Annotated in this window: 13 protein-coding genes, 2 tRNA genes and 1 pseudogene; 8 read left to right on the forward strand and 8 right to left on the reverse strand. The window is 66.4% G+C overall.

Annotation, left to right across the window (positions count from 1 at the left end; translation table 11 throughout):
* From K228_RS0111690 to K228_RS27000, 3 genes are all read left to right on the forward strand, one after another.
* Nucleotides 1-316, forward strand: a 316-nt coding sequence (locus tag K228_RS0111690) for an integrase core domain-containing protein (protein ID WP_025618602.1), incomplete at its 5' end; no start/stop codon positions are given.
* Between the two features lie 1,181 nt (nt 317-1,497).
* The gene (locus K228_RS26995) at nt 1,498-1,737 is read left to right on the forward strand and encodes a DNA-binding protein (protein ID WP_080671579.1); all 240 of its coding nucleotides are present in this window, start codon (nt 1,498-1,500) and stop codon (nt 1,735-1,737) included.
* Between the two features lie 239 nt (nt 1,738-1,976).
* Complete coding sequence (locus K228_RS27000; RefSeq protein ID WP_245603454.1) at nt 1,977-3,566, forward strand: site-specific integrase; 1,590 nt, start codon at nt 1,977-1,979, stop codon at nt 3,564-3,566.
* A gap of 142 nt (nt 3,567-3,708) precedes the next feature.
* On the opposite strand, the gene K228_RS0111705 is transcribed toward K228_RS27000, so the two are convergent.
* A tRNA-Lys gene (locus tag K228_RS0111705) sits at nt 3,709-3,784 on the reverse strand.
* 258 nt (nt 3,785-4,042) lie between these two features.
* Between K228_RS0111705 and K228_RS25540 the strand changes: the two are divergent.
* Nucleotides 4,043-5,300 (forward strand): annotated as a pseudogene (locus tag K228_RS25540) (L,D-transpeptidase).
* Between the two features lie 4 nt (nt 5,301-5,304).
* On the opposite strand, the gene K228_RS0111715 reads toward K228_RS25540, so the two are convergent.
* The 3 genes from K228_RS0111715 to K228_RS28820 form a co-directional block, all read right to left on the reverse strand.
* Entirely contained in the window at nt 5,305-6,678 is a 1,374-nt protein-coding gene (locus K228_RS0111715; RefSeq protein WP_025618605.1) for a hypothetical protein, read from the reverse strand.
* A gap of 286 nt (nt 6,679-6,964) precedes the next feature.
* Entirely contained in the window at nt 6,965-7,192 is a 228-nt protein-coding gene (locus K228_RS29485) for a hypothetical protein (protein ID WP_025618606.1), read from the reverse strand.
* A complete protein-coding gene (locus K228_RS28820) occupies nt 7,192-7,359 on the reverse strand; it encodes a hypothetical protein (RefSeq protein WP_188116192.1) in 168 nt (55 codons plus the stop codon). The genes K228_RS29485 and K228_RS28820 overlap by 1 nt, the downstream gene beginning before the upstream one ends.
* A gap of 193 nt (nt 7,360-7,552) precedes the next feature.
* On the opposite strand from K228_RS28820, the gene cutA reads away from it, so the two are divergent.
* A complete protein-coding gene (gene cutA, locus K228_RS27005; protein WP_025618607.1) occupies nt 7,553-7,885 on the forward strand; it encodes a divalent-cation tolerance protein CutA in 333 nt (110 codons plus the stop codon).
* 221 nt (nt 7,886-8,106) lie between these two features.
* Here the strand turns inward: cutA and K228_RS0111735 are convergent, their stop codons facing one another.
* Together K228_RS0111735 and K228_RS0111740 are read right to left on the reverse strand one after the other, a co-directional pair.
* Nucleotides 8,107-9,429 (reverse strand): IS701 family transposase, encoded by a 1,323-nt coding sequence (locus K228_RS0111735; RefSeq protein ID WP_080671581.1) that lies wholly within the window; start codon nt 9,427-9,429, stop codon nt 8,107-8,109.
* 167 nt (nt 9,430-9,596) lie between these two features.
* Nucleotides 9,597-10,526 (reverse strand): serine/threonine dehydratase, encoded by a 930-nt coding sequence (locus tag K228_RS0111740; RefSeq protein ID WP_025618609.1) that lies wholly within the window; start codon nt 10,524-10,526, stop codon nt 9,597-9,599.
* Between the two features lie 69 nt (nt 10,527-10,595).
* On the opposite strand from K228_RS0111740, the gene K228_RS0111745 reads away from it, so the two are divergent.
* Nucleotides 10,596-11,552 carry a LysR family transcriptional regulator gene (locus K228_RS0111745; RefSeq protein WP_025618610.1) on the forward strand — a complete coding sequence of 319 codons (957 nt, stop codon included), beginning with the start codon at nt 10,596-10,598 and terminating at the stop codon, nt 11,550-11,552.
* A gap of 97 nt (nt 11,553-11,649) precedes the next feature.
* Nucleotides 11,650-12,069: a hypothetical protein gene (locus tag K228_RS0111750; protein ID WP_245603455.1), complete on the forward strand. Its 420-nt coding sequence runs from the start codon at nt 11,650-11,652 to the stop codon at nt 12,067-12,069.
* Nucleotides 12,070-12,151: 82 nt separating this feature from the next.
* Here K228_RS0111750 and K228_RS0111755 read toward each other — a convergent pair.
* Nucleotides 12,152-12,224 (reverse strand) — tRNA-His (locus tag K228_RS0111755).
* Nucleotides 12,225-12,312: 88 nt separating this feature from the next.
* Nucleotides 12,313-12,909, reverse strand: a complete 597-nt coding sequence (gene orn, locus K228_RS0111760; protein WP_025618611.1) for an oligoribonuclease — start codon at nt 12,907-12,909, stop codon at nt 12,313-12,315.
* Between the two features lie 68 nt (nt 12,910-12,977).
* On the opposite strand from orn, the gene K228_RS0111765 reads away from it, so the two are divergent.
* Nucleotides 12,978-14,234, forward strand: a complete 1,257-nt coding sequence (locus tag K228_RS0111765) for a glycosyltransferase family 87 protein (RefSeq protein WP_025618612.1) — start codon at nt 12,978-12,980, stop codon at nt 14,232-14,234.
* Nucleotides 14,235-14,359 lie beyond the last annotated feature (125 nt).

A 14,359-nucleotide genomic window follows, 5' to 3' on the forward strand; every position in this document is an offset into this window, starting at 1 on the left:
CGTGCTACACACCGACCGCGGGTCGCAATTCCGAAGCCGGAAATTCGTCCACGCCCTCCACCAGCACCACATGACCGGATCGATGGGCAGAGTCGGCGCCGCCGGCGACAACGCCGCCATGGAATCCTTCTTCGGCCTGCTACAGAACAACGTCCTCGACCGCCGAACCTGGACCACCCGCCAACAGCTCAGGACCGCGATCGTGACCTGGATCGAACGGACCTACCACCGCCGCCGACGCCAACGAACCCTGTCCCGGTTGACCCCTATCGAGTACGAGACCACCATGACCCCACCGGCCAGTCAGGCCGCGTAACTGGAACTGTCACCCATCGGTGCAGCAGACCCTCGCCTTTGCGGAACAGTGGTGTTAGTTGGTTCTGTTGGTTGGCATTCTTGGGGGAATGCCAACAGTAGTAGCTAAAGCTATGGTTTGTTACTGTAGGCAGCCCTTGAGGGCTGCCACTGTAGTTAGTTGTTACTACTAGGCAGCCCTTGAGGGCTGCCCTGTGACTATTGGTTGTAGTTGCTGTGAGTGGGCAGCCTAGGGGCTGCCCTGTTGCTGTTAGCAGTAGTGACTGTTGGGCAGCCGAGGGGCTGCCCTCACTGGTAGGTCACTGTTGGGTCGGTCGGGTCGGTCGCCTTCGCTCCCTCCCCTCCCTCCCGTAAAACCCCCTCACCCTTAATAACCACGTTCAAACCCGTATGCCTGAACGAGTGACTTGCGTCACTCTACGGGTGAGGGGGAGTCAACCAGCACAGGGAACACGCACTAATTTATAGTGAGAGCGGTTTGTGTTTGCGCAGGTCACACCGTACATCGCTTAGCGCTCACGGCTAAAGGCTTTAGCCGCAGCGGCTAAGCAGCCTCGATCCGGGCCTTGCGAACATTGTGGAAGCTACACGACATGGTGCCCCTCCCGGCCTTCTGGAAAAGGTACGACGACAGCACCAGGCACCGAGCGCACGAATCGACGTGCAGCATCCCTAGCCGCTTCGCCTTCGCGATAGCGTCGCTGACCGTAACAGCAGAGCTGGGCATGACACGCCCGGTCGCCCGGTCTGGTCGGCCGAGGAATTCCCGTAGCGCCCCGGCGCGGAACTCAGCGTGCCCAATCTGGTTAGCCTCAGCCATAGCCAGCATGAACAGCCGTACGTGCGCCGGTCCGACCTCGGGGTTACGGCTGATCCTCCGCAGCTCAGTTTGATGCACGGCCCCGTACGGGCCAGCAAACAAAAAGTCATGCAAACCCTTCCCTTTCCCTATCGCTATATCCACGTTTTAACTCGCTGTGGCTGACGCGGATTGCATCAGATCTTAGCGAGGGGTGTTGCAGTGGCTGCTATGGTTGTCGCTCCAAGGTCGGGCTACACGTGGACCCTTGATCGATCCTGAAGTTGGGCTGGAAGTGTCCATCAGGCTGCCTGAGTAAGTGCCTCACTGGCTTTAAGCCTCAAGCGGAGCCACAAACTTGTCTTCCCAACGGAAGGAGATGTATGTCCAAAGACGGCACCAACGAGCCCTGGACGATTGAGTCTGTTCGTGCACTCGGCGTGACAACGGATGTCGCCACGGCCGGATCAATCCTCGGCATCGGCCGCAGCAAAGCCTACACACTCGCCCAGCAAGGGCAGTTTCCTGTGCAGGTCATCCGGGTTGGGCGTAGCTACGTTGTTCCGATCCCGGCCATCCTTGAACTATTGGGGGTCAGTGTCGTCCGATCGGAGCATCCATGAAGGATTGTGGCGACCCTCTAGGACGTCATCAACCAACAGGGAGACAATGCCCGCAACCGTAAGGTCTGGCCGCCGGTCCTCTAGGGCCTTGGCCTCTCGCTCTGAGAGCCGGATCTTTACTTGTCGATCGCGCTTATCCTCGCTGCCGGGCGGTAGGGGTGGCAACTCCCGCGCGCTGTCTGTGTGTCGCCGCCGCTGTTGCATCCTTGCCCTTTCACGTCTCCATGATGGTTGGTACCGTGCTTGGTACCAACTTTGGTACCGAGCGCACGCTAGGAGGAACCTTGAGAGGATCAACATTCCGTCGCTGTGCCTGCCGTGATCCACAGACAGGCAAACAGTACGGGCAGTCCTGCCCGAAGCTCAACCAACGCCGTCACGGCACCTGGGGCGTCCGTCAGGAGCTACCGCCAACAGCGGACGGCGAACGGCGCACGTTCCGCCGGTCCGGCTACACGATCGGCACGGAAGCACAGGCGGACCTTGACGCCCTACGGGCGTTGCTGGCGCTGCCTGACAGTGACGACGCGGACGGACGGCAGCGCATCGGGGACCTACTGGCGGATGTCGCATCCAGCGGAGGGCCACTGCCCGACCTCGACGAGACAAAGCGCAAGCTCCACAGCGGGCAGTCACTTACCGCGAAGATCACGGTCGGGGAGTGGCTGGACGAGTGGATCTCGGGCCGCAAAATCCGCCCCAGCACGAAGAACAGGTACGTCGGAGACATCCAGAATCACCTAAAGCCTCGCATCGGGGAGATACGGCTAGACCGGCTTAGGGTGTCTCACCTAAAAGAGATGTTCGCTGGGATCACTGAGCAAAACATCGAGATTAAAGAATCGAACGCGCTACGGCACGCCGCTATCGATGAGCTAAAGGCGCTCAAGGGGCGGCAGCATCGCCGTATAGCGCGTGCCGCTATTGCGGAGATGCCCCCATTCCGGCGGGTAGCTGGACCGGCAACGCAGCGACACATCAGGGCAACGCTCCGCGCAGCACTCAACGATGCGATAGCCCAGGAGCTAATCACGTTCAACCCTGCCACACATGTCGAACTGGATTCCGTAAAGCGCCCGAAGGCGCTTGTATGGACTGATGACCGGGTGGCGCAATGGCAAGCTACCGGCGTGAAGCCGTCACCGGTCATGGTGTGGACACCAGAGCAAACCGGCGCGTTCCTGGATTCGATCGGTGATGACGACCTGTACGCGCTTTTTCACCTGATCGTGTTCCGGGGGCTGCGACGGGGCGAAGCGTGCGGCCTGCGGCCAGAAGACCTGAGCCTCAAAGCGCAAACCCTCACCGTCGGCACTCAGCTAGTGGCGTTCGGAGGACAGACGCTGGAAGGCACACCGAAGAGCGACGCGGGGGATCGCGTCGTTGCGCTGGATCGGGAGAGCGTGAGGGCGCTCAAGCGGCACCTCACGCGGCAACGCAAGGCGCGTGAGAGGGCCGGAGCGGCATGGGTGGACAGCGGTCGACTGTTCACCCAGCCAACAGGGGGGTGGATCGAACCAGACCGGCTGACAGCCCGCTTCGAGCGGCTGACCCGGAGGGCTGGCCTTCCGCCGATCCGGCTGCATGACCTCCGTCATGGTGCGGCAACGATCGCGCTCGCGGCCGGGGTCGACCGGAAGGTGGTACAGGAGATGCTGGGCCACTCGTCCATCGGACTCACGTCGGACACGTACACGTCGGTTCTGCCGGAGGTGGCGCACGATGCGGCGGAGGCTGCCGCGCGTCTGGTGCCCAGGCAGAAGCGCTCCCGGGCTCACCCGGGCTCACAGCCCGGTAAGTCGGCGGACATCGATGAACAGGCGCCCTGAGGCGGTGGCGGCTTCCACCGCCTGATGGCATGGCAATACACTCCCGGGCTCACCTCGGGCTCACGGCAGCGCTAGATATCGACAGACACCGACGAAAAAGGCCCCGACTGGCACAGAAGTACCAGGTCAGGGCCTTGCTCGCTGGTGCGCCGCCAGGGACTCGAACCCCGAACCCGCGGATTAAGAGTCCGCTGCTCTGCCAGTTGAGCTAGCGGCGCTCGTTGGCAACGGGGAGAACCCTAGCACGCCAGTTCAGCCGGCTTGTAATCCGATCCCCGCTCCCCTCTTTCGGTCGAGATATCCGTACAGATAGCACCAAAACCACCAGGATGGCTCTGGGCGGGCCGGTGCGGCGGGGCATGGTTGCGGCACGATGTGCGCCAGGTGCGTGCGAACTGTGTTGGAGACAGGGCCAAGAGCCGGTTGATCACCGGCTCGGGTCCAGCTCTTCGACGGCGAGGAGTAAGGAAGAGCACATGCGAGCCGTTAAGGACCCGCCGCTCCAGCGCGGGCAACACCGTCCCGGTCGACGCCGACATGCCTTCACGGCCGGGCTGCTCACTACCGCCCTGGCGCTCACCGCCGCCTGCTCCTCCGGAGACAAACAGCCCGACAAGAAGACTGACGACGCGCCACCTCCCCCACTGGCCTCCGTCAGCATCGTCGAGCCGGCCGCCGACGCCCGGGACGTACCCGCCCTCCACGGGCATCGCCTTCACCGCGGAGCAGTCCCAGGAGACCACTGTCGCCCTGGTTGACTCGGCGGGCGGGGCCGTCGAAGGCGCGCTCGGCGACGACGGCGCGAGCTGGCTGCCCACCGGTGCGCTCGAGTACGGCGAGACGTACACAGCAACCGTCACCGCCACCGGGGACGACGGCCGTCCCGCCACCACGACCAGCACCTTCACCACGATGGCCAAGCCCGATCAGCAGGTTCGGGTGAGCAGCTTCCTCGGTGACGGGCAGGTGGTCGGGGTCGGGATGCCGCTCATCGTCAAGTTCGGACGGGACATCCCGGAGGAGTACCGGGACGACGTGCAGCGGCGAATGACGGTGACAGCTACCCCCGCGCAGGAGGGGGTGTGGCACTGGGTCAGCCCGACCGAGGTGCGGTACCGCCCGCGGGAGTTCTGGCAGGCGAACAGCACCGTTTCCTACCGGGTGCAGGCTGGTGGCCTGCCGCTCGGTGACGGTTGGTACGGCCGGGCCGACCTCACCGTCGACATCAAGATCGGCCCAGCGCTGATCATGACGGTGGAGAACAAGACGAAGCAGATGGTGGTCACGAAGGACGGCGAGAAGGTGCGCACCATCCCGGTGAGCCTCGGCAAGAAGTCCACGCCCTCGTCGAGCGGCACCATGGTGGTGATGGAGAAGCTACGCGAGACGGTCTTCGACACATTTGAGGAGCTGGGGCCGGACGAGGGCTACCGCACGGACATCGAGTACGCGCAGCGGCTTACCTGGGGTGGCGAGTTCATCCACGCGGCGCCCTGGTCGGAGGGGCAGCAGGGCTCGGTGAACGTCTCCCACGGCTGCGTCAACGTATCGATGGCCAACGGCGCCTGGCTCTTCGAGAACACCCGGATCGGTGACCCAATCCAGGTGTTGGGCACCGAACGGAAGCTGCAGAACGGCAACGGCTGGACGGACTGGAACCTGAGCTGGGAGGAGTACGTCAAGGGCAGCGCAGTGCCGGCGGAGTCGGGGACATCTCCCTCCGCTGACTACTAACCGGTCAGCCCGGGCAGCCGGGAACGTTGACGCAGTTGTTGGGCCGGTTCTTGACCACGATGGTGCCGGTGGCGGTGTTCAACTCGACCGTGCCGTCGTTGAGGATGCCCCCACCCTCGGTGCCGGCGATGTTCTTGACGACCTTGGTGGCGTCGAGGGTAAGCGTGCCGGTGCCGGTGTTAAAGATCCCGCCGCCGCCCAGCCCGGCTTGGTTGTCGGTGATCTTTGTGCGCCGCGTTACCATCTGGCCCCCGTTGAAGACGCCACCAGCAATGCTGTCCGTGGAGGCGTTCTTCTCGATGACGCTGTCCACAACGACGGCGCTACTGCCGACAACGGCACCTCCTTGGACGAACAGTCCGCCGACGACGTTGGCCGTGTTATCCGCGAGCTTGACGTGCTGCAACGTCAGCTCACCGTTGACGGTCACAGCGGCGCCGCCCACGATGATGGCGGTGTTCCCGGCGATCCGGGTGCCAATGACTGTGCTGACGCCGCCCTGGACGAACAGCCCGCCGACTGCGGAAGTTGCATGATTTCCAGAGATACTTCCCGCTCGGATCGTGACGTCCGGGGCGAAAACGCCACCGGCGAGGACGGCCAAGTTGTTGTCGACCTGCGACTTGACGATCTCCAACTGGCCGGTGCTCTCGATTCCGCCACCGGTTTGGTTGGCGGTGTTACGGCTGACGTTGGAGCGGGTGACGACAGTGGTTCCCGCGTTCTGGATTCCGCCGCCGTTGCCGCCGGAGAGGTTGCGGGTGACGGTGCTGTCGTTGATGGCCAGGATTCCGCCGGCGTTGACGAGAATTCCCCCTCCCCCCGCACTGTTGGTGTGACCGCCGGTGATGGTCAGGTGGTTGAGGGTGAGGTCGCCACCAACGTTGACGGTGAGGATGCGGAACTGGTCGGCGGCGGCGGAGCGTTCGATGGCGGTGTTCTTGCCGCCGTTGAGCGTGATCGGGGTGGTGATGGCGGGCAGCCCGCTGCCGTCGAGGTCGGCGGTGAGCAGGTAGGTGCAGTCTCTTGCCAGGTCGAGCACGGCACCACCGCGGGCGTTCGCCCGAGTGATCTCGGCGACCAGCCGGTCTGCGTCACAGGGGACCGGCGTACCCACCGGCTTGCCCTTGGCCCGGTCACTCTTGCCGTCCTGGCCAGTAGCGCGTTCATCAGCACGCAGCTCCCAACTCGGAGGCCGGTCGTTGGCGGGTCTGCTGGACCGGTCGCCGCCGGGCACGGCGACCGGCGTGGCAGCAGTGGTGAGGGCCAGGCCGGTCATCCCGGCCACCCCGATGGCCCACCACCGCCGCCGTGGCCTTGCCCGGCTCTCCCCCCGGTCGTCCAGTTCGGGTCCGTGGGCGTGGTCCTTCTGGTTCATCGCGGCGTCGGCGTCCTTCCCCGTGAGCGGCAAGGCGGCACCAGTCCAGGCAACGGCCGGGTTGGTGTTCCTCGGCTACCAAGCCAGGCGGTAGCAGCCACCAGCAACGCTAAGCCGGCATAAGCAACTAAAGGGCATTAATCCGAATAAGTTCCCTAAACCAGACAAACGGCGCTGGTCGGCTACCGGTGCAGAGGCACCTCGGTCAAGGCAGATCACGTCCCCCGCCCGCAACCCGCGCGGCCGGGCACTTCCGGCCGGGCTGCGGCCTGGCCCCTGGCCGGCATCACGGCCGGCTCCCCGTGCGCCCCGGAGGTGCCCACCCGCCCTGGCCGACCGAGGTCAGGTAGTCGTAGGCGGTCTCGGTGGGCGGGCACGGCCACCCGCATCCGCAGATCGGGCACCGGTCCACCCGCGGCCAGTGCTCGGTGATGATCCGCCGGGCGGACAGGATCATCCGGTTCCGTAGCTGGACCGTCGACAGGCCGGGGCGGGGCCGGGCGTGGGTGGCCATCACCGGCCGCAGGCCCGCTGCCGGGCCAACGGGGTCAGCAGCGGCCGGCTGTCGAAGATGACCGTCGGCTGGTTGTGCAGCGGGGAGTAGGCGCCGGCCCGTGCCGCGTACCGGGTGGCGGGGCCGACCGCGTCCAGCCGTGCGGACCGGCGGGAACGCCCTGGCACGCGCGAAACGTAACTTGGACAACCACGTGCGCATGCGCTGTCTCCCAAAGGGATGTCACGGCGCGGCACTGATCCCGCGCTGTTGCCCGGTTACGTTGCCGCCGTTTCCACCCTTTCCGTATTGCGCAGTCGCGGTCGAGAGAAGAGTTGTCCGCTGCTTGTCCGTGCTGTCCGCGGACACTTTGCGGCTAGGGTGTGCCAGGTGAGCGACTACGTGCAGGTATCGACGGCCGCGCCGTCCCGAGATGTCGCGGTGGAACTCGCCCAACAGGCCGTAGGGCGACGCCTCGCGGCTGGTGCCCAGATTGTCGGGCCGGTGACATCGGTGTTCTGGCACCTTGGCGAGCAAGGTGTGGGTGAGGAGTGGCAGGTGCTGCTGTATACCACCCTGGCCCGTTATCCCGATTTGGAGGCGTGTCTACATCAGGCGCACCCGTGGACAGACCCGCAGGTGACAGCGGTGCCATTGGTGGCGGGGGCTACCGGCTATCTGAATTGGGTGTCGAGGACAGTCGATGATGCGTAGGCATCTCGGAAGACATTCAAAACGTCACTGGGACGGCCAAAATCATTCATCGATATCAGTTGTCGACTATGGATACGCTACTAAACTCGTTCCGGCTGATCAGTGATCACGAGCAACGGTGACGGGGCTTCCGTACGGGGGTCGTGGCCCTCGGCCGCGCACCATCGCCGCCCTTAGCCGGGCGGATTCATCGACACACCTACGAGATTCGGCTTTCGCGGCTATGCGGCTGCCTGCGCCCAGGCCAGGCGGACGGCGTGGATTTCCTCCGGGGTCGGCTGGCTGGGCACTTCGGCTTGATATTGGGCGGCGATCAGGACGCGTCGCAGTTTGACGATCATGTCGAGGTACGAGGGGTGGCGCTTGGTGGTGTACCAGGGCGCGCGGTCGCGGCGGTCACGGACGACGTTGGGGTGGTGGCCGGCGAGGTGGTACCAGACGATCACGACGCTCTGGGTGTAGAGCCCGAACGGCACGGTGCGTTCCACCGCTCGTTGGGTGCGGTTGCGGGCTTCGCCGACGCCGGTGATCTGTTTGGCGTCCTCGAACGTGACCTCGATTGACCAGCGTGCGGCGTAGCGTTCCACGATCCCGGAGATCGGGGTGGTCAGGTCGGTGGTGACCAGCGCGATGGTGGGTTGGCCGGGCTCGGTGACGACCAGGACGCGCACCGGGCGGCCGGCGAACACGCCCCGCCACAGGCAGCGTTGATGATGCAGCTGCACGGTGGTGGCGCGGCCGTAGCGGGTCACGGTCACCGGCGTTGCCGGTGTCGCGGCGGCCAGTTCGGCGGGGGTGCCGATACGTGCGCCGTAGACGCGGGGCCGGCCACGTCGCCGCATCCGTGGTGGCTGGTCGAGGTCGGAGTGAACGTGCCAGAGGCTGGCGTGGCTGGGCAGCGGCCCGGTCAGGGTCACGTTGGGCGGCAGGTGGCGTAGCTCGGTGCAGACGTAGCCGCCGTCGCCAACCACGTGCACGATCCGGCCGGCCGCCGCCGCAATCAGCTCGATCAGTTCGCGGGCAAGCATGGTCTTGGTTGGCCCGCCGCGCCGCCACAGCCTGGCCAGCACCGGCAACGCGACCGGCCGGTCCAGGAACGGCAGCTCGACCACGACGGCCGCGACGACAAAGGTGTTGCCGCGGGACAGTTTCTGGTTGCCCTTGGCGACCTTCAGCGACCCGTCGTAGCCCCAGTGTGCGGCAAAGATTTTCCGGCCGCAGCGACGAAACAGGGTGTCGTCAACGGCGATCAGCAGCGGTGCTCCGACCGGCGTCAAATGTCCGACGATCAACCGCAGCACGGTCAGGCCCACCGCGTCGGGCCGCCATCGAGCGGCGGCGAAGAACCGGTGCGCCCGGCTGTGATGCCACACGCCGGCCAGCCCTGCACCGGCCAGCATGCCGCAGACGGTGCGCTGCCCGGGCCGGACGATCATGCCGGCCAGCAGGGTCACGAAAGTGGTGAACGTCGGGGTGGTGAAGCACGGCCGGAACGGTTCCAGCACGCGCCTCAGCGACCCCGGTAGGGTGGACACCCGGATCATCGGCGGTGACTCTCTCGCGAGTTGTGGGCAACCGCGGATGCTCCTTCTTCTACTTCGGAAGGTCACCTCGACACGCCGCAGGCATCGACCAACTCGCGCGCTCGCACACCGTTTCGCGCCGATAGCGGTGCCGATCTCAGGTTGGACGGATCTTGCCGAGTCGCGCTCTACGCTCGGTCGGGCGACCAGTCGGTGTTCGCGCCGCAGATGACCACGCAGGGCAGTTGTCCGGGGACACGGCCGGCGAGCCAGGCCGCGAACGGGACCGCTGCGGCGGGCTCGGCGGCGATGCGAAACTGTTCCCACAGCAGATCACGGGCGGCCAGCAGCTCGGCGTCGCTCACCAGCACCGACTGGACGTGGCTGCGCCGGAGGATCGCGAACGGCAGCTCGCCGATCCGGCTGGCGCCCAGCGCCGAGGCGGCCACGGAGTCGACCGGGCCGTCGACGGGCCGGCCCGCCGCAAGCGCGTTGGCCAGACACTGACAGTCATACGGTTCGACGGCCACCGTGGTACGAGGCCCGATCGCCAGCGCGGTGCCGGCGGCGAGGCCGCCCCCACCAACCGCCACCGCCACCGCGTCGACGTCAGGCGCTTCGGCGATGATCTCGGCAGCGACAGTGCCTTGGCCGGCGATCACGGCTGGGTCATCGAACGCGGGCAGGTAGCGGTGGCCGGGACGGTGGGCCAGTTCCGCCGCAGCGGCAGCCGCCTCGGCATACGTCGCTCCGTGGCGCACCAGCCGCACGCCGGTCGCCTCGATACGTCGCACCTTGCCCGCCGGGGCCGTGGTCGGCACGAAAACGGTGGCCGGCAAGCCAAGCAGCGCGGCGGCGGTGCCCACGCCCAGGCCGTGGTTACCACCGGACGCGGTGACCACATGCTCTGCACGAGGCCCGGTGAGCATCGCGTTGAGCGCGCCGCGCAGCTTGAACGAGCCACTGCGCTGCAAGTGCTCCAGCTTGAGCAACAGCCGCCGCCCGTCGATCTCGGCGTCCAGCAACGGCGTCCGACGATTGTACGGCCCGATCGTCTCGGCGGCAGCGGCCACCTCGGCGGTGCCGACGCCCAGTGCGGCGTGGGTAGTCACGGTCATGCCCTCATCATCGGCAGCACAGGGGTTAAGCACCAGCGAATCCTGCTCACTGCCCGTTAGCATCACTTAATGGCCCTCGACGTCGGTCGGTTACGAGTGCTGGTCGAAGTCGCCCGCGCCGGCTCCATCGCCGCGGCTGCCCGCAGGCTGTCGTACACCCCGTCGGCCGTGTCACAGCAATTGAGCAAGCTGGAATCCGAACTCGGCGCCCGACTGGCCGAACGCAGCGGGGCCGGGATACGCCTCACCGAGGTCGGTGCGGTCCTCGTCCGGCACAGCGAACGTGTCCTTGGAGAGCTACGGGAGGCCGAGACGGCGGCAGCCGCTGCGGTGAGCGCCGAGCAGCGCCGGATCGCCATCGGCACCTTCGCCACCGCCGGCGCGACCCTGGTGCCGGCCGCTCTCGCCGCGCTCCGCGAACGACACCCGCAGGTCCAGCTATCACTGCTGGACCTCGAACCACCCGACGGCTACGGGCTGGTCACCTCCGGCGACCTCGACCTGCTCATCACCCACCGGTACCCCAGCGTCGCGTCCGTACCCGCGCAAGGGCTCGCCCGGCGGCCCCTGCTGGCCGACACGCTGCGAATCGTGCTGCCAGCCGCGCATCCACTGGCCACCACCGCAACCGGCAAACTCAAGCTCGCTGACCTCAACACCGAACACTGGATCTCCGGCAGCCACGGCGCACCCAACCGCGTCTGCCTGGACACCCTCGCCGCACGCGCCGGATTCACACCCCAGATCAGCTACGAAACCGCCGACTACGGCCTCACCCTCGCGCTCGTCCGGGTCGGGCTCGGAATCTCCCTCGTCCCGGCCATGGTCCTCAACGACGAACCCGGAATCCACATACTCGACGTGGCAGACCGCCATCCGGCCCGCCAAATCAGCATCGTTCACCGCAAACAGCCGACCGCACTCGTCGCCGAACTGATCAACCTGCTCCGCCAGACCGCCCATCGATACATCGAAGGATCACCGCCGGCCGATCAAGACCGGCCTCGTACACACGTCCAGCATTAGCGCGAAAGGCGAGTACGAGAAGTCTTCCCATCTGTTCGTACGTGTGTTCGGCTAACTCGCTCCTCATCGGCACTCACCCGGAGGCCATCAACACGCCATGAACTATCCCTCCCACCCCCACCGTCGCCCGCCCGTACCACTGGTCGCCCGCGTGGCCAACGCCGCCACCGCCGCCTACCAGCGCGCAATGACCAATAAGCGCGAACGCCTGTACCAGCAGGAGATCGAGCGGCTCCGAAAGGAGAACGCGTGGCTCCGGAACGAGGTCCGGCATTGTCGGGATGCCATCGACGTGATGGGCCACGACCTGGAGTCGCGGCGCCGGGAATTCGTCCTGGGCGAGCTGCTTGCCCGGGCGGACACCCGCAGGCAGACGGCGGTCGTCGATCAACGGCGCCTGCTGGAGGTTCACCTTCGCGAACAGCTTGCCGCCGAGGCCGAGGAAACCGTCCGGGCCACCTACGCGGAGGGCTACGCCGACGGGATCATGCGCCGCAGGGCCGACGGCCAGGGTTGAGTTCCCCTATATTGCCCCTACAACGACTCAGGCCCCCTCCGTGGAGGGGGCCTGAGCTGCGGTGGGGTAGCTCCACCTGCTGGGTGACTGATGGGAATTGAACCCACGACAACCGGGACCACAACCCGGTGCTCTGCCAACTGAGCTACAGCCACCATCCGCCGCACCAGGGATCACCCTGGCGGCGCGACCAATAATAGCCGCAACCGGCCCCGCCGCGTCCAGCGGGTTCGGCCCTACGGGCTACAGCTTCGCGGCGACCGCCTTGGCGCTCTCCACGTCCGGCCCCGGCAGCGGCACGAAGAGCGTCCGTCGGTAGTACTCCAGCTCCCGGATGCTCTCGCGAACGTCGGCCAACGCCCGGTGCGCCAGGCCCTTCTGCGGCTGGCTGAAGTACACCCGGGGGTACCAGCGCCGGCAGAGCTCCTTGATCGAGGAGACGTCGATCATCCGGTAGTGCAGGTGGTTGTCCAGCCGGGGCATGTCCCGGGCGATGAAGCCACGGTCGGTGGCGATCGAGTTGCCGCAGAGCGGGGCGGTACGCGGGTCCTTCACGTGACTGGTGATGTAGTCGAGGACCATCTCCTCCGCCTCGGCGAGCCCGATCGTGGAGCGGCGGACCTCCTCGGTGAGCCCGGACTTGGCGTGCATCGTCGCCACGATCTCGGGCATCTTCTCCAGCGCCGCCTCGTCGGCGTGCATCACCACGTCGACGCCCTCGCCGAGCACGTTGAGATCGGGGTCGGTAACGAGCGCAGCGACTTCGATCAGCTTGTCGCCGCCGAGGTCCAGGCCGGTCATTTCACAGTCGATCCAGACAAGTAGATCTGCCACCGGCACAGCCTACGCGCAGCCCAGCGGCCCGCGCGCCGCGCATCTGTCGGCACCGCGACCGTTAGGGTTCTCTCGTGCCAGCCGAACCCGTCTCCCCTCCCGTCGTCATCGAGGACGACACCAGCGGGCGGACGGCGCGTCGGATCGTCACTGTTCTGGCTATCGCCGCCGTGCTGCCCGCGCTCTATCAGAAGGGGTGGCACAAATTCTACGACCTGAAGATCTACATGTCGGCGATGAACTGGTGGGCCGCCGGCAATCCGCTCTACGACTACGCCCAGCCGGACCTGTTGCAGGGCGAGCTGTACTTCACCTACCCACCGCTCGGCGCGCTGTTGTTATCACCGTTCGCGCTGCTCCCGTTGGACGCCACCATAACGATCTTCACGGTGCTGACCGTGCTGGCGGTGGTGGTGACCACCCGGTGGCTGGTCGACCCGGTGATCGCCCGGCACCACCTGCCCCGAGTCTTCACCCTCGCCGTGGCGGTGCTGCTCGTACTCGCCGTGGAGAGCACCCGGGAGACCATCACCTTCGGGCAGATCAACATGCTGTTGGTGGTGTTGATCCTGGCGGACCTGCTGCTCGCCGTACCGCGGAACGGACGTTGGGCCGGGGTGGGGGTGGGGCTGGCGACGGCGCTCAAGCTGTATCCGGGCATCTTCATCGTCTATCTGCTGGCCTCCCGGCAGTGGCGGGCGGCGGCGGTGGCGAGCGCGACGGCGGCGGGAGCGACGCTGCTCGCCGCGGCTGTACTGCCGCTCGAATCGTGGCGCTACTGGACGCACGAGCTGTGGGCGACCGACCGGGTCGGCCGCACCGACTACACCGGCAACCAGTCCCTGTTCGGTCTGATCCACCGCCTCACCGTGCCCCAGGAGCCGGACCGACTCCTGTGGCTCGCCCTGGTCGCGGTGGTCGCCGGGTACGGGTTGTGGCGGGCAGCCCGGGCGGCCCGGGCCGGCGACGCGCTGACCGGCCTCACCCTCACCGGCCTGGTCGGGGCGCTGATCAGCCCGATCACCTGGCCCCATCACATCTACTGGTTCGTGCCGGCCGTCGTGGTGCTGGTGGACGCCGCGCTCGGCGCGAGGCCGGGCAGCAGGCGCCGCTGGCTGTGGCTGCTTGCCGCTGGTGTCACGGTGGTCATCGTGTACGGGGTGGTGACGTTCCAGAATTGGGGTACCGCCCTGGTGCGCACCGACACCGTCGCCGGATTCCTAGAACACAATGTGTACGTGCTGCTGGGGCTGGCGCTGCTGGCAGCGCTACCGGTCCGCAGCAGACCTATTCAATCGGACACTCTTCACGAGACGCCCACAACGCGCTAACCTAACTTCAGGGAAAATAAATGACGTTTCGGTAGCACCGATCCCCCGGTGCGGGACGGCCCTCCGTGTCGGCAGCACGGAGGGCCGTCCTCGTGCCCGCTACCGGCAGGCCCCCGCTCCCGGCG

This window comes from Salinispora cortesiana, assembly GCF_000484695.1.
Taxonomy (GTDB): domain Bacteria; phylum Actinomycetota; class Actinomycetes; order Mycobacteriales; family Micromonosporaceae; genus Micromonospora; species Micromonospora cortesiana.